Source organism: Paraburkholderia sp. DD10, assembly GCF_049177125.1.
GTDB lineage: Bacteria > Pseudomonadota > Gammaproteobacteria > Burkholderiales > Burkholderiaceae > Paraburkholderia > Paraburkholderia terricola.
The window spans coordinates 3,359,532-3,381,104 of the sequence record NZ_CP185393.1; the positions used below are offsets into that span (position 1 = coordinate 3,359,532).

Annotated in this window: 21 protein-coding genes; 10 read left to right on the forward strand and 11 right to left on the reverse strand. The window is 64.1% G+C overall.

Annotation, left to right across the window (positions count from 1 at the left end; genetic code table 11):
- Positions 1–140 precede the first annotated feature (140 nt).
- From ACOCG7_RS30595 to ACOCG7_RS30605, 3 genes are all read right to left on the reverse strand, one after another.
- Positions 141–1,058 carry a DNA-3-methyladenine glycosylase family protein gene (locus tag ACOCG7_RS30595; protein WP_073427885.1) on the reverse strand — a complete coding sequence of 306 codons (918 nt, stop codon included), beginning with the start codon at positions 1,056–1,058 and terminating at the stop codon, positions 141–143.
- Positions 1,055–2,221, reverse strand: coding sequence for a bifunctional DNA-binding transcriptional regulator/O6-methylguanine-DNA methyltransferase Ada (gene ada, locus ACOCG7_RS30600; RefSeq protein ID WP_073427886.1), 1,167 nt, complete (start codon positions 2,219–2,221; stop codon positions 1,055–1,057). The genes ACOCG7_RS30595 and ada overlap by 4 nt, the downstream gene beginning before the upstream one ends.
- A 77-nt stretch (positions 2,222–2,298) precedes the next feature.
- On the reverse strand, positions 2,299–2,541 hold the full coding sequence (locus tag ACOCG7_RS30605) for a hypothetical protein (protein WP_143031912.1): 243 nt from the start codon (positions 2,539–2,541) through the stop codon (positions 2,299–2,301).
- Between the two features lie 63 nt (positions 2,542–2,604).
- Here ACOCG7_RS30605 and ACOCG7_RS30610 point away from each other — a divergent pair, with 63 nt between their 5' ends.
- The gene (locus ACOCG7_RS30610) at positions 2,605–3,030 is read left to right on the forward strand and encodes a VOC family protein (protein ID WP_073427887.1); all 426 of its coding nucleotides are present in this window, start codon (positions 2,605–2,607) and stop codon (positions 3,028–3,030) included.
- A 46-nt stretch (positions 3,031–3,076) separates the two neighbouring features.
- On the opposite strand, the gene ACOCG7_RS30615 is transcribed toward ACOCG7_RS30610, so the two are convergent.
- Positions 3,077–3,631 (reverse strand): YaeQ family protein, encoded by a 555-nt coding sequence (locus tag ACOCG7_RS30615; RefSeq protein ID WP_073427888.1) that lies wholly within the window; start codon positions 3,629–3,631, stop codon positions 3,077–3,079.
- A gap of 141 nt (positions 3,632–3,772) precedes the next feature.
- Complete coding sequence (locus tag ACOCG7_RS30620; RefSeq protein WP_073427889.1) at positions 3,773–4,750, reverse strand: LysR family transcriptional regulator; 978 nt, start codon at positions 4,748–4,750, stop codon at positions 3,773–3,775.
- A gap of 176 nt (positions 4,751–4,926) precedes the next feature.
- Here ACOCG7_RS30620 and ACOCG7_RS30625 point away from each other — a divergent pair, with 176 nt between their 5' ends.
- From ACOCG7_RS30625 to ACOCG7_RS30650, 6 genes are all read left to right on the forward strand, one after another.
- Positions 4,927–6,375 (forward strand): aldehyde dehydrogenase family protein, encoded by a 1,449-nt coding sequence (locus ACOCG7_RS30625; RefSeq protein WP_073427890.1) that lies wholly within the window; start codon positions 4,927–4,929, stop codon positions 6,373–6,375.
- Between the two features lie 174 nt (positions 6,376–6,549).
- Complete coding sequence (locus ACOCG7_RS30630; protein ID WP_073427891.1) at positions 6,550–7,554, forward strand: arabinose ABC transporter substrate-binding protein; 1,005 nt, start codon at positions 6,550–6,552, stop codon at positions 7,552–7,554.
- A 100-nt stretch (positions 7,555–7,654) separates the two neighbouring features.
- On the forward strand, positions 7,655–9,217 hold the full coding sequence (gene araG / locus ACOCG7_RS30635) for an L-arabinose ABC transporter ATP-binding protein AraG (protein WP_073427892.1): 1,563 nt from the start codon (positions 7,655–7,657) through the stop codon (positions 9,215–9,217).
- A 49-nt stretch (positions 9,218–9,266) separates the two neighbouring features.
- On the forward strand, positions 9,267–10,271 hold the full coding sequence (araH, locus tag ACOCG7_RS30640) for an L-arabinose ABC transporter permease AraH (protein WP_073427893.1): 1,005 nt from the start codon (positions 9,267–9,269) through the stop codon (positions 10,269–10,271).
- Positions 10,272–10,317: 46 nt separating this feature from the next.
- Entirely contained in the window at positions 10,318–12,051 is a 1,734-nt protein-coding gene (locus ACOCG7_RS30645) for an IlvD/Edd family dehydratase (protein WP_073427894.1), read from the forward strand.
- 30 nt (positions 12,052–12,081) lie between these two features.
- Positions 12,082–12,312 (forward strand): hypothetical protein, encoded by a 231-nt coding sequence (locus tag ACOCG7_RS30650; protein WP_143169498.1) that lies wholly within the window; start codon positions 12,082–12,084, stop codon positions 12,310–12,312.
- On the opposite strand, the gene sap1 is transcribed toward ACOCG7_RS30650, so the two are convergent.
- On the reverse strand, positions 12,302–12,640 hold the full coding sequence (gene sap1, locus ACOCG7_RS30655) for a surface attachment protein Sap1 (RefSeq protein WP_073427895.1): 339 nt from the start codon (positions 12,638–12,640) through the stop codon (positions 12,302–12,304). The genes ACOCG7_RS30650 and sap1 overlap by 11 nt on opposite strands.
- Positions 12,641–13,078: 438 nt before the next feature.
- Here sap1 and ACOCG7_RS30660 point away from each other — a divergent pair, with 438 nt between their 5' ends.
- The gene (locus ACOCG7_RS30660) at positions 13,079–13,468 is read left to right on the forward strand and encodes a hypothetical protein (protein WP_235004820.1); all 390 of its coding nucleotides are present in this window, start codon (positions 13,079–13,081) and stop codon (positions 13,466–13,468) included.
- Positions 13,469–13,513: 45 nt separating this feature from the next.
- Here the strand turns inward: ACOCG7_RS30660 and ACOCG7_RS30665 are convergent, their stop codons facing one another.
- Positions 13,514–13,939 (reverse strand): HIT family protein, encoded by a 426-nt coding sequence (locus tag ACOCG7_RS30665; protein ID WP_073427897.1) that lies wholly within the window; start codon positions 13,937–13,939, stop codon positions 13,514–13,516.
- 119 nt (positions 13,940–14,058) lie between these two features.
- On the reverse strand, positions 14,059–14,586 hold the full coding sequence (locus ACOCG7_RS30670; RefSeq protein WP_073427898.1) for an Lrp/AsnC family transcriptional regulator: 528 nt from the start codon (positions 14,584–14,586) through the stop codon (positions 14,059–14,061).
- Positions 14,587–14,738: 152 nt separating this feature from the next.
- On the opposite strand from ACOCG7_RS30670, the gene mdeB reads away from it, so the two are divergent.
- Positions 14,739–17,516 (forward strand): alpha-ketoglutarate dehydrogenase, encoded by a 2,778-nt coding sequence (gene mdeB, locus ACOCG7_RS30675; protein ID WP_073427899.1) that lies wholly within the window; start codon positions 14,739–14,741, stop codon positions 17,514–17,516.
- Positions 17,517–17,685: 169 nt separating this feature from the next.
- Positions 17,686–18,027, forward strand: coding sequence for an ecotin precursor (locus tag ACOCG7_RS30680; RefSeq protein ID WP_073427900.1), 342 nt, complete (start codon positions 17,686–17,688; stop codon positions 18,025–18,027).
- A 75-nt stretch (positions 18,028–18,102) separates the two neighbouring features.
- On the opposite strand, the gene ACOCG7_RS30685 is transcribed toward ACOCG7_RS30680, so the two are convergent.
- The 3 genes from ACOCG7_RS30685 to mnmE form a co-directional block, all read right to left on the reverse strand.
- Positions 18,103–18,264, reverse strand: a complete 162-nt coding sequence (locus ACOCG7_RS30685) for a hypothetical protein (protein WP_167363270.1) — start codon at positions 18,262–18,264, stop codon at positions 18,103–18,105.
- Positions 18,265–18,486: 222 nt separating this feature from the next.
- A complete protein-coding gene (locus ACOCG7_RS30690) occupies positions 18,487–19,665 on the reverse strand; it encodes a tyrosine-type recombinase/integrase (RefSeq protein WP_073427901.1) in 1,179 nt (392 codons plus the stop codon).
- Between the two features lie 173 nt (positions 19,666–19,838).
- Complete coding sequence (gene mnmE / locus ACOCG7_RS30695; protein ID WP_073427902.1) at positions 19,839–21,233, reverse strand: tRNA uridine-5-carboxymethylaminomethyl(34) synthesis GTPase MnmE; 1,395 nt, start codon at positions 21,231–21,233, stop codon at positions 19,839–19,841.
- Positions 21,234–21,573 lie beyond the last annotated feature (340 nt).

A 21,573-nucleotide genomic window follows, 5' to 3' on the forward strand; every position in this document is an offset into this window, starting at 1 on the left:
GCTTGAGGCCGCCTCGGCGGGGCGTCGGCGCACTAGCGCTGTCTGTTTTCCCGACGATTCGGCTTGCCTTGCATCGCGTCGCTCTACGCCCACGCGCATTGCACGCGATGCGCGTTTCCCCTTCCGCATGAGGCGCGCGCCTAGCCCCCGCGCGCGGCGCCTGCGCGGTCCGCTACCTCGTTCCACAGATGCATCGCCGCATACGCGCGCCACGGCCGCCATGCGTCGGTGCGCACGCGCTGCTGCGTGGGCCGCACGAGCGACGGGTCGCGCGCGCAGATCGACTGCATCAGCACGAGGTCCCAGGCGGGCCACGCGTCGGCGTCGCGCCATGCGCGCATCGCGACGTATTCGACGGTCCAGGGGCCGATGCCGGGCAGTGCGAGCAAGGCGGCGCGCAGGCTGTTCGCATCGGTGACGCCGCTGTCGAGCGGCACGTCTCCCGAAGCGACCGCTCGTGCGAAGCCCTGCAACGCCGCTACGCGTTTACCCGGCATGCCGATCTGCGCAAGATCGACGACGGCGAGCGCAGCCGGTGTCGGAAAGCGCCAGGCGGTGTTCTCGTGCGGATGCCCTTCGATGCGCTCGCCGGCGCGCTGCACGAGACGTCCGATGATGGTGGTCGCCGCCTTCACGCTGACCTGCTGGCCGACGATCGCGCGCACCACCAGTTCGAAGCCCGACCACGCGCCCGGCACGCGCAAGCCCGGCACCGCCTCGATCAATGGCGCGAGCCACGGGTCGGCGGCGAGTTCCGCGCCGATCTTCTTCGGATCGGCGTGCAGATCGAACATCCGCGCGATCGGTGCGGCGAGCGCGTCGGCGTGACGGCTCACCGGGCCTTCGATGTTGGCGACGAGGCAGCGCTTGCGCGGATGCAGACGCACGCTCAGCGTGCCGCTGTCGCCGGTCCAGTCGATGGCGCGGCGATAGGCGCCGTCTTCCACCGCTTCGACGCCCGGCGTCGCGCGTCCGCCGAAAAAACGCAGCAGACGCGGCCAGTCGAAGGGTGGTTTGAACGGCAGTTCGAGCGTTGCGACGTGGTCGAGCGTGCTCACGCGGCGTGATCCAGATTGGTGGTGGTTTCGGTCATATCGGCTTTGCGGCGCTCGGATTGGTGTTGCGAAACATCGCCGGCATGCTGGGCCTCGTTGTCGAGCAGCGCGGCCTTGCGCGGCAGGCCCCAACGATACCCGGCCAGCGCCCCGCCCTTTTGCACCACGCGATGACAGGGAATCGCCAGCGCAACGGGGTTCGTCGCGCACGCGCTCGCGACCGCGCGCACGGCGCGAGGCGCGCCGACGGCTTCGGCGATCTGTGTATAGCTGCGCGTCTCGCCGTATGGAATGCGCCGCAGCGCGTCCCATACGCGCTGCCGGAACGCCGTTGCGGCGATATCCAGCGGCAGATCGAAGTCCTGGCGGGTGCCGCGCAGATACGCGTCGATCTGCGCGATGAACGGTGCGAGCCGTTCGGGATCTTCCCGCACATCGGCGTTGGCGAACTCGCTGCGCAGTTCGTCGGCGAGCAAGCCGGCGTCGTCGCCGAAACCGATCTTGCAGATGCCTTTTTCGGTGGCCGCGACCAGCACGAAGCCGAGCGAAGTGGGCGCGCCGGCGTAGCGCACGGTGAGCCCCGCGCCTTTGCGGCGAAACTCGGAGGGCGCCATGCCTAGTTCGGCCGACGCGCTGTCGTACATCCGCGACGGCGAGCCGAAGCCGGCGTCGAGCGTGGCGCGCGTGACGTCCGAGCCGCTTTGCAGCGCGTCGCGCAACGCTGCGCCCCGCTGCGCCGCCTGATATTGACGCGGCGTCACGCCCACCACGCGCTTGAACAGACGCTGCAGGTGAAACGGACTGACGTGCACGGCGTCGCTCAGTTGCGCGAGCGTGAGGCGCTGGTGCGGATCGGCGTCCAGCGCGGCACAGGCGCGATTGACGATTTCCAGTTCACGCGGCAGGCCGCCCGGCTGGCACCGCTTGCAATCGCGGAAACCCGCGGCGCGCGCGGCGGCGACGTCGGTGAAAAAAGCGACGTTCTCGCGGCGCGGCTGGCGCGATGCACACGACGGACGGCAGAACACGCCGGTCGTCTTGACGCCATAGAAGAACGCGCCGTCGGCTTGCGGTTCGCGGCGCGTGACGGCTTCCCAGCGCTCGTCGTCGGAGGTCCAGCCGGCGGCGTCGGGCGCGATGTCAGTACGGTAGAGGGTGCGGTTCATGATGATTCCCGAAGGCGGTGTCGATGCTCACCAATGTAGGCCGCCTGCCGACACACTACGCTCCGGTTCTTGCTCTGTCATTGCGCTTCCTCGTAGGGCTGGAAGCCGCGGCGGACGGTCTTTCCATGAAAAAGTGCGACAATTTGGCCCGATATCGGGTTTTCCCTTAAAAAGTTATTGCGTCGCACCAGGTGCATGTGTATATTAGTACCTGTCTCCTCCATGTCTCCTCCTGATATGGATTCAGCCCGCTCCACATAGAGCGGGCTTTTTTTCGCCTGTACGTTTCTAAACTGCCCCTTCGCGGCGCGTTCTCGCATCTGCCGAGCTTTCTTCTACACTGGGTATTCCACCCGTTTCGTCGACCGGCAAGGGCGTCTGAGATGAAAATCCACATTCGCGAGATCGATCACATCGTCATTCGAGCATCCGACGTCGAGAAGATGACGCGCTTTTACTGCGATGTCCTCGGATGCAGCGTGGAAAAGGAGCAGCGCGATCTGGGCTTGACGCAGTTGCGCGCGGGCCGCTCGCTGATCGACCTGCTGCAGGTGGGCGCGAAGCTCGATCGCGCGGAAAACGGCGCGCCCGGCGCCGGGCGGAATATGGACCACGTGTGTTTGCGCGTCGAACCGTTCGACGCCGAGGCGCTCAAGGCGCATCTCACCGGACACGGCGCACCGCTGGGCGAACATGCGCGGCGCTATGGCGCGGACGGCTTTGGGCCGTCGCTGTATCTGTTCGACCCCGAAGGCAATATGGTCGAACTCAAGGGCCCGCCTGACGCGGCGCGGTTGACGTCGCTCTAAGCCTGCCCGGAAGCCGTCAGGCCAAAGCCGAGCCTCAAGCCGAACCTCAAGCGCTGGCCGGCGCCTTCAACACCGTCCATTCGATCTTCACTGCATCGGATTCCGCGCTGCCGAGCCACGCTTCGCCGTCCTGCACCGTGCATTGCAGGCGCATGGTGCGTTCGGCGAGCGAGCCGAGCGCGTCGGCCACGCCTTCCGCGAGCGTCCAGACCGTCACGTTGCGCATGCGTTCGACCTTGTTCTTCACGCCTTGCCACCAGATGTCCGAGGCGCGGCCGCCATAGGCGATCACGATCACCTCGTTCGAGCGGCCGCTCGCCTTGGCGATGCGCCGTTCGTCCGGCTGGCCGACTTCGATCCAGGTTTCGATCGCGCCGGTGAGATCCTTTTGCCACAGATCCGGTTCGTCGACATCCGACAAGCCTTTGCAGAATTCGAGGCGTTCCTGCGCGAACAGCGCGAACGCGGCGACGCGAACCATCATTCGCTCGTCGGTTTCCGAGGGATGACGGGCGATCGTCAGCGAATGGTCGGCGTAATAGTGCCGGTCCATGTTGGCGATTTGCAGTTCCGCCTTGTAAATCGTCGATTTGAGAGCCATGCCGTTGCTAAACCAGGCGCTCGCTCCACCGGAGCGAACAGAAAAAGAGTCGTCGACGGCTCGCTGCCGTTTTCGGTGTTTGTTGTACATCGCCGTTCCTCCCGCGCGCCGTCAAACCGGCTTTTACAACGGAAGGAGCATTTATCGCGCCACCGCCAGCTCGAACGCCGTGCCGTAGACCTCGGCGGCCGCTTCCCGCAAGGCTTCGAGCACCAGGGCGGCCGCTGGCGAAAGCAGATGCGACTGGCGCGTGATGATACCGAATGTATCCATCCTGCACGGCAAATCGATCGGCAACCGCTTCAATACACCGTACTGTTGGTATTGACGCGCCACTTCGTCCGGCAAAACCGCCAACATGTCGCTTTGGAGTAGCAAGCTCGAAATCGCCAGAAAATTGTTGGTATTCACCACGTTTTGCGGCGGATTCAGCCCGATCTGCGAAAACATCAGATCGAAACGATGGCGCAAGACGCTGCCGGGCGGATGCAAAACCCAGCTCGCGTTGACGATTCCCCGCAGCGTCAAACCTGTCTCATTTTCGAGAGGATGGCCGGGGCGCGCGACCACGCAAAGCGGCTCGTCGGCGAGCGGTTCGTAGCGGACTTCGGCCTTGAACTGGTTTTGCCGCTCCAGTACGCGGCCGATCATGATGTCGAGTTCGCCTTCCGCGAGCCGCGGCAGCATCACGTCGGAGGTTTCGACCTCCGCCCAGATCTGCAACTGCGGATAGCGCTCCTTCACGTCGGCGATCGCGCGCGGCACCATCGTCGCGGCCGCCGCCGCGATCACGCCGATGCGCACCTGGCCCGCGAGACCGGCCCGCAGCGCGGAGATTTCGTCGTGCGCGTGGCTCAGATTAGAGAGCACCATGCGCGCGTGACGGATCATCACCTCGCCGTACAGCGTGGCGTGCATGCCGTGCGGCGTGCGGTCGAACAGGCTCACCTCGAGCATGTCCTCCAACTCCTTGAGCAGGCGCGACGCGGCGGGCTGCGTCATGCCGAGCACGTCGGCCGCGCGGCGCACGTTGCCCTCCTCCTCCATTGCCGCGAGCAGCAGCAACTGCCGCGTCTTGAGTCGCGCGCGCACGAACCAGTTCGAGTAGCTGCGTGTCATGGCTTGTCTCCTAAAGCGGCTTAAGCCGTCTGTCGCGGAAGTGTCAAGATTGAGACGCCATCATGCCATACCGGAATTGATATGGCAGTAGTGAAAAAAGGGATTGGAAAGTTATTGGGACGGCCCATACCATTCGTGGACTTTGTGAGCTTCCTCAAATTGGCGTCTTCCCGTCGATGAATCGCGATCCGCTCGTCCCGCTCGTTGCCAGCCCGTTCCGCCACTACATCAATGGCGGCTGGGAGACAGGCGCGACCACGGGCATTTCGCTGAATCCTTCCGACCTCGACGAACCGCTCGGCGAGTATGTGCGCGCCGACGCGCGGCAGACCGATACGGCGATCGAAGCGGCGAGCGCGGCCTTCCGCGAATGGTCGCTGGGTTCGGCGCAGCGCCGCGCGGATGCGCTCGACGCGATCGGCAGCGAGATGCTGGCGCGCCGCGACGAACTTGGCCGGTTGCTCGCGCGCGAGGTCGGCAAGACCTTGTCCGAGGCGTTGGCCGAAGCCACCCGCGCCGGGCAGATTTTCAAGCTGTTCGCGGCCGAGGCGTTGCGCGCGTTCGCCGAGCCCGTCGCCGCGCCGCGCGCGGGCGTCGAGATCGACGTGACGCGCGAACCGCTCGGCGTGATCGGCATCATCGCGCCGTGGAGCGCGCCGCTCGCGATTGCCGCCGCGAAGGTCGGCGCCGCGCTGGCGCACGGCAACTGCGTCGTCTTCAAGCCGGCCGAATCGGCGCCGGCTTGCGCCGCCGCATTGGCCTCGATCATCAATCGGGCCGGCTTGCCGGCGGGCGTGTTCAACCTCGTGATGGGTAGCGGCCGGCAGGTCGGCGCGCGGATCGCCGCGCATCCGCTGGTCGCGGCGGTCAGCTTCACCGGCTCGGCGGAAACCGGCACGCGCGTGCTGCAAGCCGCCGCCGCCCGCCAGGCGCGCGTGCAACTGGAGATGGGCGGCAAGAATCCGTTCGTGGTGCTGGCCGATGCCGAACTCGACGGCGCCGTGGATGCGGCCTTGACCGGCGCCTTTAGTTTCGCGGGGCAACGCGGTACGGCGGCCTCGCGGCTGATCGTCGAGCGGGCGGTGTTCGAGCCGTTCGTCGACGCACTGCGGACCAAACTCGCCCGGCTCTCGGTCGATCATGCGCTGAAGCACGGCACGGATATCGGGCCGCTCGCGAACGCCGCGCAACTGGCGCGCAATCTCGACTACGTGCGCATCGGCCAGGAAGAAGGCGCGCAATTGCTGCGCGGCGGTGTTCAACTGGAGCGCGCGACGCGCGGCTACTTTTTCGAACCCGCGCTGTTCGTTGCGGAGCCCGAACACCGCATCGCGCGAGAAGAGATTTTCGGGCCGCTCGCCGTGGTGCTGCGCGCCGACGACTACGACCACGCGCTGCATCTCGCGAACGATACGGCCTACGGTTTATGCGCCGGCATCTGCACGCGCTCGCTGAGCCGCGCGCGGCATTTCCGGCGCCATGCGCATAGCGGGGTCGTCACGATCAATCTGCCGACCACCGCCATCGAGCACCACGCGCCCGGCGGCGGCCGCAAGGCCTCCGCCTACGGCGCAACCGACGCGGCCTTCTGGACGGCCGTGAAAACGGCTTACGTCGCGGGCTGAGCGCCATGAGATACGCTTGCACCCCCGCTCATCCGATCGCGCCGCGCACGGCCCGCTCCGGCGCGCCTGCCACGCCCGATCGCCACGTCTATCCACGTCCCGGTTAACGCCGCCGTGCATACCCCGCTGCTACCAAACGAAATCAATGCAGCTTTTCAACCTCAGGAGACAGACATGACCAGCAAGCTTCGCCGTTTGACGCTAACCGCGATGGCCGCCGCCGTCCTCGCCGCGCCCTTTGCCGCGCAGCTTTCCGCCCATGCGGATCAGCCGCTCAAGGTCGGCTTCCTCGTGAAGATGCCGGAACAGGCGTGGTTCATCAACGAACAGAAAGCCGCGACCGCGCTCGGCCAGAAGGACGGCTTCTCCGTCGTCAACATCGGCACGCCGGACGGCGAGAAAGTATTGGCCGCGATCGACAACCTCGGCGCGCAAGGCGCCAAGGGCTTCGTGATCTGCGCGCCCGACGTCCGTCTCGGACCGGCGATTCAGGCGCGCGCCAAGCGCTACAACATGAAGTTCGTCACCGTCGACGATCAACTGGTCGACTCCACCGGCAAGCCGCTCGCGAACGTGCCGCATCTGGGCATGTCCGCGTTCAAGATCGGCAATCAGGTCGGCACGGCGATTGCCGAAGAGATGAAGCGCCGCGGCTGGAAGCCGGAGGAAGTCGGCGCGCTGCGCATCACGAACTACGAATTGCCGACCGCGAAGCTGCGCACCGACGGCGCGACGCAAACGCTGCTGGCCGGCGGCTTCAAGAAGGAAAACGTCTTCGACGCTCCGCAAAAGACGACCGATGACGAAGGCGGCTTCAACGCATCGTCGCCGGTGCTCGCGCAGCATCCGAACATCAAGAAGTGGGTGATCTTCGCGCTCAACGAGGAAAGCGTGCTGGGCGGCGTGCGCGCCACCGAGCAATTGCACATTCCGGCGGCGGATGTGATCGGCGTCGGCATCAACGGTGCGGGCGAAGCGTTCGCCGAATTCCAGAAGAAGGAACCGACCGGCTTCTACGGCACGATCGCCGTGAGCTCGACGATGCACGGCAAGGAAAGCACGGAGAATCTGGTCGAGTGGATCAAGGCCGGCAAGCAGCCGCCCGCCGACACGCAAACCACCGGCAAGCTGATGGTGCGCGGCAACTGGCAGGACGTGCGTAAGGAACTCGGCATTTAAGCGGGATTCGAGTCCGCGGTTTGCGGGCCGCCTCGCGTAGCGAGCATCACGCCACTGCGAGCGCGGCCCGCGCGTTTGTCCTTCAGCTCAAGGTTTTTCGATGACGTCCTCACACACTGAGTCCCACGCGGGCGCAGCGACGCTTTCGGCGCAAGCGCCCTCGCCTGTGCCCGACTCCACGGAGCCGTATCTGCAACTCGACGGCATCACCGTGCGCTTTCCCGGCGTGCTCGCGCTCGACCAGGTGTCGCTGGAAGTGCGGCGCGGCGAGGTGCACGGCCTGATGGGCGAAAACGGCGCAGGCAAATCGACGTTGCTCAAGGTGCTGTCCGGCGTGAATCAACCGGCGGCGGGCACGTTGTCGCTCGATGGTATCGAGCAGCACTTCACCACTACGAAGGCGGCCATCGCGGCGGGCGTCGCGATCATCTATCAGGAACTGCATCTGGTGCCGGAGTTGACGGTCGCGGAAAACCTGATGCTCGGCGCCCTGCCCAACCGTTTTGGCGTGCTCGACGAAAAAGCGCTGGTGGCGCGCGCGGTGCGTGAACTGGAACGGCTCGGCGAAAAAATCGATCCGTCGCAGCAGGTGAAGAATCTGTCGATCGGCCAGCGTCAGATGATCGAGATCGGCAAGGCGCTGATGCGCGACGCACGCGTGATCGCCTTCGACGAACCGACCAGTTCGCTGTCGTCGCGCGAGACCACGCAACTGTTCCGAATCATCCGCGCATTGAGGGCCGAGGGCCGCGCGATCATTTACGTCACGCATCGGATGGACGAAGTCTACGAACTGTGCGATCGCGTGACGGTGTTTCGCGACGGCCGCCGCATCGATACGTTCGCCGCCGGTGAAGGACTCGATCGCGACCGGCTGATCAGCTGCATGGTGGGCCGCTCGATCGCCGACGTGTACGGCTATCGCTCACGCGAACTCGGCGGCGTGCAGCTCGAAGTCAACGGATTGATGGGACGCGGCTTGCGCGAACCGGCTTCCTTCGTCGCGCGCAAGGGCGAAATCGTCGGCTTCTTCGGCCTTGTCGGCGCGGGCCGTTCCGAGTTGATGAAGCTGATCTACGGCGCGGTCAAGCCGAGCGCCGGCGAAATCACGCTCAAGGGCAAGCCGGTGCGCTTCGCCACGCCGCGCGACGCGGTGCGCGCGGGCGTCGCGTTGTGCCCGGAAGATCGCAAGCAGGAAGGCATCGTGTCAATCGCCTCGGTGTCGGACAACCTCAACATCAGTTGCCGGCGCCATTTCAGCCGCTTCAACGTGCTCAACGGCCGCAAGGAAGCGCAAACCGCGAAGGAGTTCATCGGCAAGCTCGCGATCAAGACGCGCAACGGCGAGACGCCGATCGGCACGCTCTCGGGCGGCAATCAGCAGAAGGTGATTCTGTCGCGCTGGCTCGCGGAAGAGATCGACGTGTTCCTGATGGACGAGCCCACGCGCGGCATCGACGTCGGCGCGCGCAGCGAGATTTACGGCCTGTTGTATGGGCTCGCCGAAGCGGGCCGCACGGTCATCGTCGTGTCGAGCGATCTGGCCGAGGTGATCGGCGTGGCGGACCGCGTGATCGTGATGAAGGAAGGCTGCATCGTCGGCAATCTGCCGAAGGCGCAGGCCACGCCGGATGCGCTCATCAAGCTCGCCCTGCCCCGCTAACACCATCGAAAGGCCGCCGAATCGCGCCATTGAAACTGGAATAAACATCATGCACACACCTTCAACCGAATCCTCCACGCCAGCCGTCGCATCCGCCGGCTTGAGCGCGCGCGCCGCGCGCACCTGGGACCTCGTCAACAAGTCCGGCATCGTGATGGTGTTCATCATCCTGTTCGCCGTGCTGTCGTTTACCGTGCCCGATTTCCTCAGCTCGCGAAATATCCAGGGCTTGCTGCTGTCCGTCACGCTGATCGGCTCCATCTCCGTGACGATGATGTTCGTGCTCGCGCTCGGCGAGGTGGATTTGTCCGTGGCGTCGATCGTCGCGTTTGCCGGCGTGGTGGCGTCCACCTTGATCACGGCGACGCATAGCGTGATGCTCGGCGTCGCGGGCGGCGTGCTCGCGGGCGGCGCGGTCGGACTCGTGAACGGCGTGCTGATCGCGCGCTACAAGATCAACTCGCTGATCGTCACGCTCGCGATGATGGAAGTCGTGCGCGGCCTCGCGTTCATCACGTCGCACGGCGACGCGGTGATGATTTCCGAGGAAAGCTTCTTCGACCTCGGCGGCGGCGCGTTCCTCGGCATCTCGTTCCCGATCTGGAGCAACATCATCGGCTTCGTGCTGTTCGGTTTCCTGCTGAAGAAAACCGTGTTCGGCAAGAACGTGCTGGCCGTCGGCGGCAACAGCGAGGCCGCGCTCCTCGCGGGCTTGCCCGTCACGCGCATCAAGATCACGGTGTTCGTATTGCAAGGTCTCGTGACCGGCTTCGCGGGCGTGATGCTGGCGTCGCGGATGAGTCTCGGCGACCCGAAGACCTCGGTCGGGCTCGAACTCGGCGTGATCTCCGCGTGCGTGCTCGGCGGCGTTTCGCTGACGGGCGGCGTCGCGACGATTTCCGGCGTGCTGGTGGGCGTGCTGATCATGGGCTCGGTGCAGGACGCAATGAGCCTGATGAACGTGCCCACTTTCTATCAATACCTGATTCGCGGCGGGATTCTGCTGCTCGCGGTGCTGTTCGACCAGTTCCGCCGCAGCAAGCGCGTGCACTGAGGAGCGACACGCGCTCGCCTCCATATGCTTGCCAACAGGAGATTTCATGGCCGATTCGAACCAGACTAAAAAACCGCTGCGCAGCCAGGCATGGTTTGGCCTCAAGGACCGCGACGGTTTCCTGCATCGATCGTGGATGAAAAACCAGGGCATCCCGCACGACGAATTCGACGGCCGCCCGGTGATCGGCATCTGCAATACATGGTCCGAGCTGACGCCGTGCAACGCGCACTTCCGCGAGCTGGCGGAGTACGTGAAAAAGGGCGTGCATGAAGCGGGCGGCTTGCCGCTGGAATTTCCGGTGATGTCGCTCGGCGAGACGAATTTGCGGCCCACCGCGATGCTGTTTCGCAATCTCGCTTCGATGGACGTCGAGGAGTCGATTCGCGGCAATCCGATGGACGGCGTGATTCTGCTGGTCGGCTGCGACAAGACCACGCCCGCGCTGCTGATGGGCGCGGCGTCGTGCAATTTGCCGGCGCTGGCGGTGTCGGGCGGACCGATGCTCAACGGCCGGTTTCGCGGCAAGAACATCGGCTCGGGCACGGGCGTCTGGCAGATGTCCGAGGAAGTGCGCGCCGGCACGATGACGCCGGAGGAATTCACCGAAGCCGAGTCGTGCATGAACCGCTCGCGCGGCCACTGCATGACGATGGGCACGGCGTCGACGATGGCCTCGATGGTCGAATCGCTCGGCATGGGCTTGCCGCACAACGCGGCGATTCCCGCGGTGGACGCGCGCCGGCAAGTGCTTGCGCACCTCGCGGGCCGGCGCATCGTCGACATGGTTCGCGAGGATCTGACGATGGACAAGATCCTCACGCGCCAGGCGTTCGAAAACGCGATCCGCACCAACGCGGCGATCGGCGGGTCGACCAATGCGGTCGTGCATCTGATCGCGCTCGCGAAGCGCATCGGCGTCGAGTTGTCGCTGGAAGATTGGGAACTGGGCTCGAACGTGCCGTGCCTCGTGAATCTGCAACCGTCGGGCGAATACCTGATGGAAGACTTTTACTACGCGGGCGGCTTGCCGGCGGTGCTCAAGCAACTCGGCGAGCAAGGGCTGCTGCATCGCGAAGCGCTGACGGTGAACGGCAAGACGATCTGGGACAACGTGCGCAACGCGCCGAATCACGACGAGAAGGTCATCACGACGTTCGCCGAGCCGTTCAAGCCGAAGGCGGGCATTGCGGTGCTCAAGGGCAACCTCGCGCCGAATGGCGCGGTGATCAAGCCGTCGGCGGCGACCGAGGCGCTGCTCAAGCATCGCGGCCGCGCGGTGGTGTTCGAAAACATCGAGGAATTGCACGCCAGGATCGACGACGATTCGCTCGACATCGACGAGCACTGCATCATGGTGCTCAAGGGCGCGGGGCCGAAGGGCTATCCGGGCTTTGCGGAAGTCGGCAACATGCCGCTGCCGAAAAAAGTGCTGCAAAAGGGCATCACGGACATGGTGCGCATTTCTGACGGCCGCATGAGCGGCACCGCCTACGGCGCGGTGGTGCTGCACGTGTCGCCCGAGGCGGCCGCGGGCGGTCCGCTCGCGTTCGTGCAGACCGGCGACATGATCGAACTCGACGTTGAAGCACGCCGCCTGCACCTCGATGTCACCGACGAGGAACTGGCGCGCCGGCGCGCGTCCTGGCAGCCGCCGGCGCCGCCCACGCGCGGCTATTACAAGCTTTACGTCGAGCACGTGCTGCAAGCGGATCAGGGCGCTGACCTCGATTTTCTGGTGGGGTCGAGCGGCGCGCCGGTGCCGCGCGATTCACATTGACCGGCTGATCGACGCATGACGAATTAACGTTTGTTCCTGCGCTTTGCGAGAAGGCGTCTGCCGATGCGGCTTGAAAACCGCATCGGCTTTTTTATGCGGGTGAAATCGGTGGGCAAAATAAAAAACGGCGACGCATTGAATGCTCGCCGTTTTATAAATCACGAGTTCACCGCCCCCGATTTTTGGAAAAACGGGGGATTGCCACGTGCATCGTCATATTCCCGCGTTTCGCGGGAATATCGGCGTTCAGTTATTGCTTGATGAATCGATCGTGTGCCCAAAGACCTTGCGTATCGCTATTGGCGGCATTCACGAATTCGACATCGTGGCCGACCACGCGAACCACGCGGAAACTCGAGTTTTCCGGCGTGGAGACGCATTGATAGCCGGAGAAGAATTCCTGCATTTTCTGCTGTTCACCGGCTTGCGCATGCAGGTCGACGGCATCGAGCTTGTCCTTCGACACGCAGCCATAGGCATTGGCCTTGAACTGGATGGTTTGCTGCGGCTTGAGCACGACGTCTTGCGCCTGAACAGAAGCGGCAGCCAAACCCGCAATGGCGAAAAGAAGGGCGATTTGCTTTTTCATATTTCCTCCGGTGCGGGTTTCAATACTCAAGGTTAGCTATGTATTTAACTTTAACGTCGAACCCGCACCTTGCACTTTAGGCAAACCGGAGAGAACGACAAGCACATCTTGTGTGCGGTCGCAACAGTGGCGAATTGTCGCACCACGCGCCGCGCTTGCCTAAACGATAGGCAGCGCCTCGAATAGACAGATTGGTGACGGGTAATTGGTCGATGCGCGGCACTCGTCGCTTTATCCAGTAACGCTTTGCGGCGCTTATTCACGTAAACGAGAGGCTCAAATTAAGTGATTTACTACAATCAATCCGGGGTTTTTGTGCGTTGCACACAAAGTCGTTCGGTTGATTCATCCAGGATCACGAAATAACGGTGTACGTGCAGAAGATAAACAATGCCAGGCGTCAATCGGTGGGCTGAATTCGTCGCGACGGGGTAGACCTTGCGCACGTTGAGCACCGGGGAGAAGTTCTTGCAACGGTTCACTCCGGCGCAGCGCATTCTTGCAATGAGCGAGGCGCAATGCAATTGCGGCGAGTGCTGGGCGGTGCGTTGTCCCAGGCGAGCGAGCCCGCGTTATGAGTGGCGCGCAACGGTACGGGCACGTGCGGTGCTCTACAATGAATTGATGCTCCCACGCCTGGAGGCTACCGTGATCGAGCAATTGATACTGGGCGCGTTTCTGGTGATTCCGCTGCTCATCGTCGCGTTTCTTTTCTCCGACGAATTGTGGCAGGAACACCGTCATCTGCATGACATGCGGCCCATGCACGCGCCACCTCGTCGGCACGACTGGCGGCATCCGCTGCGCCGCTCGCGGCACCGCCCATGAGCCGCCGCGGACAGTCGACCACCCTAGCCGCGCTTAGCCAGCGCCTCAGTCTGCGCGCCAATGATCGCGAATGCGTTTTGCCAGCGCTTCGAGCGTGGCCGCATCGGCGACGTCGCGTGCGTGCATGCGCAGCGGCTGACCTTCCCAGCGCGGAATCACATGAAAATGCACGTGCGGCACGGTCTGTCCCGCCGCGGCGCCGTTGAACTGTCCAATGAATACGCCGTCCGGCCGCAGCGCCGCGCGAACCGCAATGGCGAGCTTCTGTGTCATGCGCATGCAGGCCACGACCGACGCGTCCGACAACTCGAAAATCTCCGCCACCGCTTCTTTCGGCACGATCAGCAAGTGGCCGTCGGCTTGCGGCATCAGGTCCATGAAGGCGAGGGCGGCGCCGGTCTCCGCCACTTTGATGCAAGGTAGTTCGCCACGCAGAATCCTCGCGAATGGATTGCTGTCGTCGTAGTTCATCGCGCTTTCTCTCCAGGTTGAGGTGGTATCGGGGCGTTGCCGCTGCTGCCGATATTGTCCACCACATCGGTTACAGCGCGCGCCGCGCGGTCGGGCGCTTGCGGCTGCTTGAACGCAGCCTAGCGCCAGTCGGTCGCAATGTCGTCGGGATCGGTCAGCGTCAGTCCCGACGACGGCAGCGGCAGCGCCGTCTTATAGCGCACCTGCTTGAGCGCGAAACTCGAGCGGATATTGGAGATGCCCGGAATCTTCGTCAGATGATCGACGATGAAACGCTCCAAGGTCTGCATATCCGGCATCACCACGCGCAGCAGATAGTCGGCGTCGCCGGTCATCAGATAGCACTCCATCACCTCGGGGCGCTCGGAAATCGCCTGCTCGAAACGCAGCAGCGCGTCTTCCACCTGCTTTTCCAGACTCACCTGAATGAACACGTTGATGCGCAAGCCCAGCGGCTCCGGGTTCAGCAACGTGACCTGCTGCTTGAAGAGGCCGAGCCTTTCGAGCGCGCGCACACGGTTGAAGCACGGCGTGGGCGACAGGTTCACTGCGCGGGCGAGATCCGCATTGGTGATGCGCGCGTTCTGCTGCAACTGGCTCAGGATGCCGATGTCGATCCGGTCGAGCCGTCTGGGTGGCGTGGTCATGGATGAAATATTCCGTGGAAGGTGCGAAATCCGGAATAAATAGCCTATCGCAGCGCGGCACCGCAAGCAAATGAGACGCTCATTTTGCGGATGCATGGTTACCATTGTCTCACTCGATCTTGAACCGAACGCGTCGATGCGGGAGTGGTGACATGACGGATTTGTCCAGCGGTAGCGAGCAGTTGCGGTCCTTGCACGTTCAGCGCGCGCAAGGCGAAAACGGCACAGCCGGCACGGACGGCGCGCGGCACGAGGACGTCGATCCGCAGGAAACCGCCGAATGGCTGGAGGCGCTCGACGCGGTGGTCGCGCACGTCGGCCGCGAGCGCGCGCAATTCCTGTTCGACCGGCTCGCGAGCCACGCGCTCTCGCTGGGCGTCGAATCGGCGCACAGCAACGTCACGCCGTACCGCAACACGATTCCGTTCGAAGACCAGCCGCGCTATCCGGGCAATCTCGAACTGGAGGAGAAGCTTGCGGGCGCGCTGCGCTGGAACGCGCTCGCGATGGTGGTGCGCGCGAACAAGGCTTACGGCGAACTCGGCGGGCATATCGCGAGCTACGCGTCGGCGGCCGATCTGTTCGAAGTCGGATTCAATCATTTCTTCCGGGCTGCGGCGCCGGGCGGCGAGGCAGGCACGGGCGACCTCGTTTACTTCCAGCCGCATTCGTCGCCGGGCGTCTATGCGCGGGCGTACCTCGAAGGCTTTTTGAGCGAGCAACAGCTTCAGCACTATCGCCGCGAGATCGGCGGTCCGGGTTTGTGTTCGTATCCGCATCCGTGGCTGATGCCGGACTTCTGGCAGTTCCCAACCGGCTCGATGGGCATCGGCCCGATCAACGCCATTTACCAGGCGCGTTTCATGCGCTACCTCGCCAATCGCGGCCTCGCGCAAACAGAAGGCCGCAAGGTGTGGGGCTTTTTCGGCGACGGCGAGATGGACGAGCCCGAATCCACCGGCGCGCTTTCGCTCGCCGCCCGCGAGGGGCTCGACAACCTCGTGTTCGTGATCAACTGCAACCTGCAGCGTCTGGACGGTCCGGTGCGCAGCAACGGCCGCATCATCGACGAACTCGAAGCGCACTTCATCGGCGCGGGCTGGAACGTGATCAAGGTCGTGTGGGGCTCGGACTGGGACGCGCTGTTCTCGCGCGACCGCAGCGGCGCCTTGCTGCGCGCGTTCGCGCATACCGTCGACGGGCAATTCCAGACCTTCTCCGCCAACGACGGCGCGTACAACCGCGAGCGCTTCTTCGGCCAGAACCCGGAACTCGCGGCGCTCGCCGAGCAGCTTTCAGACGAAGAGATCGACCGCCTGCGCCGCGGCGGCCATGACGTGCGCAAACTGCACGCGGCGTATGCAAGGGCGCTCGCGCATCGCGGTCAGCCGACGGTGATCCTCGCGAAGACGATGAAGGGCTTCGGCATGGGCGCCGCCGGCCAGGGCCGCATGACCACGCATCAGCAAAAGAAGCTCGGCTTCGACGATCTCAAGGCGTTTCGCGACCGCTTTCGTCTGCCGCTCACGGATGACGACGTCGAACAGGTGAAGTTTTACAAACCAGCGGAAGACAGCCCCGAGATGCAATACCTGCATGCTCGCCGGGCTGCCTTGGGAGGCTATCTGCCCAGAAGGCGGAGAGTTGCATCGGCGGGGCTGACCGTTCCGCCGATGTCCTCCTGGGGACAATTCGCGCTGGACGCGAACGGCCGCGAGATGTCCACGACGATGGCGCTGGTGCGCATGCTGACCGCCTTGCTCAAGGACGGCGAAGTGGGTCCGCGCGTGGTGCCGATCGTCGCCGACGAGGCGCGCACGTTCGGCATGGCGAACATGTTCCGCCAGGTCGGAATCTATTCGCCGCTCGGGCAAATGTACGAACCGGAAGACCTCGGTTCGATGCTGTATTACCGCGAGGACACGAAGGGGCAAATTCTCGAAGAGGGCATTTCGGAAGCGGGCGCGGTGTCGTCGTGGATCGCGGCGGCGACTTCGTACAGCGTGCACGACCTGCCGATGCTGCCGTTCTACATCTACTACTCGATGTTCGGTTTTCAGCGCATCGGCGACCTGATCTGGGCCGCGGCGGATCAGCGCGCACGGGGCTTCCTGATTGGCGCGACCTCGGGCAAGACGACGCTCGGCGGCGAGGGCTTGCAGCATCAGGACGGCACGAGCCATCTGGCCGCGTCGACGATTCCGAACTGCCGCGCGTACGATCCGGCGTTCGCCTACGAGCTCGCCGCGATCGTCGACGAAGGCATGCGCGAGATGGTGGAAGCGCAGCGCGACGTGTTCTATTACGTCACCGTGATGAACGAAAATTACGCGCAGCCGTCGGTGCCGGGTGGTGACTTGCAGGCGTTGCGCGAAGGTATTCTCAAGGGCATTTATCCGCTTGGCGAGCAAACGCAGCCGGCAACTTCAGCAGTTTCAGCCCAGGTGCAGTTGCTCGGCGCGGGCGCGATTCTTGGTGAGGTCATTGCTGCGCAGCGGTTGTTAAGGGATGACTGGCAAGTTGAAGCGGCCGTGTGGAGCGTGACCAGCTTCACCGAGTTGCAGCGTGACGGCATGACGTCAGAGAGAGAGGCGCGGCTTGGCGAGGCGACTAGCGCGCCATACATCACGAAGGCGCTCGAAACGTCGCAAGGCCCGGTCATCGCCGCCACCGACTACGTTCGCGCGCTGCCCGAACTGATCCGCGCTTACGTGCCGCGGCGCTACGTGACGCTCGGCACCGATGGGTTCGGACGCAGCGACACGCGCCAGGCGTTGCGCGAGTTCTTCGAAGTGGACCGCAAGGCGATCGTGATTGCGGCGTTGAAGGCGTTGGCGGACGAGGGCGCAATCGAGGCGAGCGTGCTCATGGAAGCGCGTCGGAAGTATCGAGGCGATGCGGCAGTTGGCGCGGCTTCGTGGGAATGCTGATCGATCAAGCGGTGATCGTCTTCTGATTCTGTCCATCGCGCTCGCGCGAGACAGCCCGACGCGGCGTCCGCTCGGGCGTTACACCGGTAATGCCCGGTTACCACTTGCAGCATCTATTTCCGCTCGCGCCGTCCACAATCTGTTCATGCCTGAACGGCGGGAGTCCAACATGAAAAAGATTGCGGTGGCGTTGTTGATGGTCGGAAGCCTGAGCATGGCGGGGCAAGCCTCGGCTCATGGCAATGGTGGCGGCGACGTGATCGGTGCGCTGATCGGCGGGGCGGTGCTCGGCGCGGTGGTGACGTCCGTGCTGAATCCAGCGCCCGTGGTCGCATACCAGCAGCCTGTCTACGCGCAGCCGGTGTATGCACAGCCGGCGTATCAGCCGGCTCCGGCCTACGCGGGGCCGCCGCCGGGATATTGCTATGACCGGTACCAACGCGCGTATGTCGCGTGCGGCGCGCCGCCGCCCGGACAGTATGGCTATTCGGAGCCTCAACCGGGTTGGTAAGCGCGTAGCCGACGCTGCGCCAAACGTAAAAAGCCGTTCCTGCGTAGGCAGGAACGGCTTTTTACTGTCCGCCGCTCAATGCTTGTGGTGCAGCCACTCCGCGTAATGTGTATCCAGCCAGCGCTCCAGCCGTTGCGGCCTTGTCTTCCGGTGATAGTGCGACGCGGCCCAGATGGCAACGCCGACGAACAGCATGACGAGGGGCCCCAGCAAATAAGCGATCAACGATTCAGACATGGGAGCCTCCGCATGAGTTGGGTCACTGCTCCAGTGTAGGCGATGAAATGCGGGAAGAAAGGAGGGCGTGATGGTTCGTGACGAGTGCCGGGACATCGCTGAACCTTGAGGTTCAAAACCTGACGACAAAGCCAATTTCGCTTTTTCTACAAGGTCTTGAGTTCGTTGCATGGTTCGTTGTGTACCAACTAGCCGGCTCTTGCGCGGACGGTGGCGAGCCGCTCACCGCTTTGCAGCGCCTTCAATCTGCGCATCCACGAAATCCGCCCAACGTTGCGCGATTCGACGCTGCCCGGTTGCGTGTTCCTCAGCCGTGGGTTGTTGCCCCAGACCTTCGAGCGCATCGGAGCGTTGCGCCATGTCGCGCAGATGCGCCGAGGCCGTGCGCCGGAAGTCGTGCAAAACGAAATGCTCCACGTCGAGCCCGAGTGCCTTGACCGCCTGATTCAGCGTGCTCCTGGCGATGGGCCGATCGTCGCCCCTGACGCTCGGAAATACAAAATGTCGGCCCGCTCTCGCGCGATGAAGCTCGCGCAGCATGTCGACCGCCTGGTGCGCGAGATGCACGCGCTGGTCCCGGTCCTTCTTCAGACGCGCGGCGGGTATCGTCCACAGCGCCCGGTCCAGATCGAATTCGGCCCACGTGGACTCCACCAGGTCGGACTTGCGCACCATCGTCAGCACCAGCAGATGCAGCGCCAGTTTTAGCGGGCGGCGAATGCTCGACGCGTCGATCGCGCGCAGCATCGTGCCGATTTCATCTCCGCTGAGCACGCGGGTGCGGCTGTCGACGGTGGCGATGGAGCGCGCCGGAATGATCTCGGCCGGGTTGGTCGTCGCGAGTTGGCGGGCGATCAGATACTCGTAGAGACGCTTGACCACGTTGCGCGTATGCAGCGCCATTTTCGGCGAGCCACGGCTTTTGATTCTGTCGCAGATCGCGGCGATGTCGTCGGAGGTGACCGCTTTGATCGCCTTGCCGCCGATGGCGGGCAACACGTCCTTGTCGAGCGTGCGGCGCGTGGTGCGGCGATATTCTTCCGATTTGCCGGCCATTTCCGTGGTGAGATAAAGCTCGGCGGCTTCCCGCAGCACGTCGGCCTTGCTTTCCGCGCCGCGGTCGCGCCGCGCCGTGGCCACCGGCGAGACGCCTTGCGCGACCATCTCCGCATACTTCTGCGCTCGCGCGCGCGCGACGCGCAGCGAGATCATCCTGTAATCGCCGATCGTGGCAAGCGGCTGCCGCTTGCCGTTCAGCGAATAGCGGAAACGCCAGACCTTGGTGCCGGTCGTCATGACTTCGATCACGAGACCGTTGCCGTCGGCGACGGAGTAGCGGGTCGCGCGCGGTTCAAGCGCGCGAATCTGACTTTCGGTGAGAGGAACGGCTAGTTTGGGCATGCTCGAAACCGTGATACATGGGCAGCCGCGATTCTAAACCTTGCGATGTCCGTGTACCAAAGATTTCGCGCCTTTTGGGTCAACCGGCGGGAATGCCGAGGCTGCCGAGGCGGTCGGGAAGAAGTCCGCAAGGCCTTTGTTTCAAGCTAGACGGCGGAAATCGCCAGCTCGCTCTACTTGCCGATGCAGAACCGGCTGAAAATCACTCCCAGCAGGTCGTCAGAACTAAATTCACCTGTGATCGAGTTCAACTGGTCCAGCGCGAGACGCAGCTCCTCGGCGAACAGATCGAGCGCTTGCGAGTTCTGATCGGCGTGCGCGGCCGCCGTCGCCAGATGCTCCGCGGCGGCGCGCAGCGCAATCAGATGCCGCTCGCGGGCGAGGTAGACGCTTTCCGCACCCGCTTGCCAGCCGGCGATTCGCAGCAGTTCGTCCCGCAGCAGCGCCACGCCGTCGCCCTGTTTCGCCGACAGACGCACCTCGCTGAGTTCGAGATCGGGATCGAGCGCGTTCACCGTCGGTGCGAGATCCGTCAGGTCGGTCTTGTTCAGCACGCGCACGACTGGCACGCCGCGCGGAAAGCGCTCGGCGATCGTCTCGTCTTCAGCGGTCATGCCGGTGCGCGCGTCGAGTAGATGCAGGACCACATCCGCGCGTTCGATCTCGCTCCAGGTGCGCGCGATGCCGATTTTCTCCACCTCGTCCTCGGTGTCGCGCAGGCCGGCGGTGTCGATCACGTGCAGCGGGATGCCTTCGATCTGGATGGTTTGCGCGACCTTGTCGCGCGTCGTGCCGGCAATCGGCGTGACGATCGCCAACTCGGCGCCGGCGAGCGCGTTCAACAGCGACGACTTGCCGACGTTCGGCTGCCCCGCGAGCACCACCGACAGCCCCTCGCGCAGCAGCGCCCCTTGCCGCGCCTCGCTCAGCACGAGCGCAAGCCGCTCGCGTATGCGCGCGAGCTTGCCGCGGGCGTCGGCGGCTTCGAGGAAGTCGATTTCCTCTTCCGGGAAATCGAGCGTCGCTTCGACCAGCATGCGCAGCGTGATCACTTCTTCGACCAGCGCGTGGATGTCGCGCGAAAACGCGCCGTCGAGCGAGCGGCCCGCCGAGCGTGCGGCGGCTTCGGTGCTGGCCTCGATCAGATCGGCGACGGCTTCGGCTTGCGCCAGATCGAGCTTGTCGTTGAGGAAAGCGCGACGCGTGAATTCCCCCGGCTCCGCGAGACGCAGGCCGAACGCGCGGCCGGCGTCGATGCAACGCTGCAGCACCAGTTGCAGCACGACCGGACCACCGTGGCCTTGCAGTTCCAGCACGTGTTCGCCGGTGTACGAGTGCGGCGCCGGGAAGTACAACGCGATGCCGCGGTCAAGCACGTTGCCGGTGCCGTCGAGGAACGGCGCATAGCTTGCGTGGCGCGGCGCGAGTGTTTGACCGGTGAGCGCCAGCATGAGCGGCTCGGCCGCCGCCTCTCCCGCGCGACCGAACGAAATCCGCACGACACCGATGCCGCCTCGTCCGGGCGCGGTGGCGATGGCGATGATGGGATCGGAATCGGTGGTCAGCATGGAAAGAAAGGTGGCAAAAAACGGAGAGAAGGGAGGTGCGGGGTGCGTCGACACGGCGCGAGGCATTGTAACGCGGACGCCTCCAGCGACTGCGGCGCTCCCCTGCCGGTCGGTGGCCCCTACCGTTCAATACCGGCGATTCAGATTTATCTCATGCAAGCTAGGATTGATACCGTGTTTCTTAGGAATAACCAGGCTTTGATAGGACAAGGAAGCGCGAGCAGGCCATATCAGACAAGGAAAAGACCAAAAAACCGCGATATGACGAAAGGCTTTGTGGGAAGCGGCATGCAAGCTAAATTTATCTCAAATACGAGAAACCTAAGCTTGTCTGGTTGTC

Bases quoted from the DNA above. Each gene is read 5' to 3' on its own strand.
- ada (WP_073427886.1), bottom strand. From the start codon at position 2,221: ATGAACCGCACCCTCTACCGTACTGACATCGCGCCCGACGCCGCCGGC.
- ACOCG7_RS30605 (WP_143031912.1), bottom strand. From the start codon at position 2,541: ATGCGAGAACGCGCCGCGAAGGGGCAGTTTAGAAACGTACAGGCGAAA.
- ACOCG7_RS30610 (WP_073427887.1), top strand. From the start codon at position 2,605: ATGAAAATCCACATTCGCGAGATCGATCACATCGTCATTCGAGCATCC.
- ACOCG7_RS30615 (WP_073427888.1), bottom strand. From the start codon at position 3,631: ATGGCTCTCAAATCGACGATTTACAAGGCGGAACTGCAAATCGCCAAC.
- ACOCG7_RS30620 (WP_073427889.1), bottom strand. From the start codon at position 4,750: ATGACACGCAGCTACTCGAACTGGTTCGTGCGCGCGCGACTCAAGACG.
- ACOCG7_RS30625 (WP_073427890.1), top strand. From the start codon at position 4,927: ATGAATCGCGATCCGCTCGTCCCGCTCGTTGCCAGCCCGTTCCGCCAC.
- ACOCG7_RS30630 (WP_073427891.1), top strand. From the start codon at position 6,550: ATGACCAGCAAGCTTCGCCGTTTGACGCTAACCGCGATGGCCGCCGCC.
- araG (WP_073427892.1), top strand. From the start codon at position 7,655: ATGACGTCCTCACACACTGAGTCCCACGCGGGCGCAGCGACGCTTTCG.
- araH (WP_073427893.1), top strand. From the start codon at position 9,267: ATGCACACACCTTCAACCGAATCCTCCACGCCAGCCGTCGCATCCGCC.
- ACOCG7_RS30645 (WP_073427894.1), top strand. From the start codon at position 10,318: ATGGCCGATTCGAACCAGACTAAAAAACCGCTGCGCAGCCAGGCATGG.
- sap1 (WP_073427895.1), bottom strand. From the start codon at position 12,640: ATGAAAAAGCAAATCGCCCTTCTTTTCGCCATTGCGGGTTTGGCTGCC.
- ACOCG7_RS30665 (WP_073427897.1), bottom strand. From the start codon at position 13,939: ATGAACTACGACGACAGCAATCCATTCGCGAGGATTCTGCGTGGCGAA.
- ACOCG7_RS30670 (WP_073427898.1), bottom strand. From the start codon at position 14,586: ATGACCACGCCACCCAGACGGCTCGACCGGATCGACATCGGCATCCTG.
- mdeB (WP_073427899.1), top strand. From the start codon at position 14,739: ATGACGGATTTGTCCAGCGGTAGCGAGCAGTTGCGGTCCTTGCACGTT.
- ACOCG7_RS30680 (WP_073427900.1), top strand. From the start codon at position 17,686: ATGAAAAAGATTGCGGTGGCGTTGTTGATGGTCGGAAGCCTGAGCATG.
- ACOCG7_RS30685 (WP_167363270.1), bottom strand. From the start codon at position 18,264: ATGTCTGAATCGTTGATCGCTTATTTGCTGGGGCCCCTCGTCATGCTG.
- ACOCG7_RS30690 (WP_073427901.1), bottom strand. From the start codon at position 19,665: ATGCCCAAACTAGCCGTTCCTCTCACCGAAAGTCAGATTCGCGCGCTT.
- mnmE (WP_073427902.1), bottom strand. From the start codon at position 21,233: ATGCTGACCACCGATTCCGATCCCATCATCGCCATCGCCACCGCGCCC.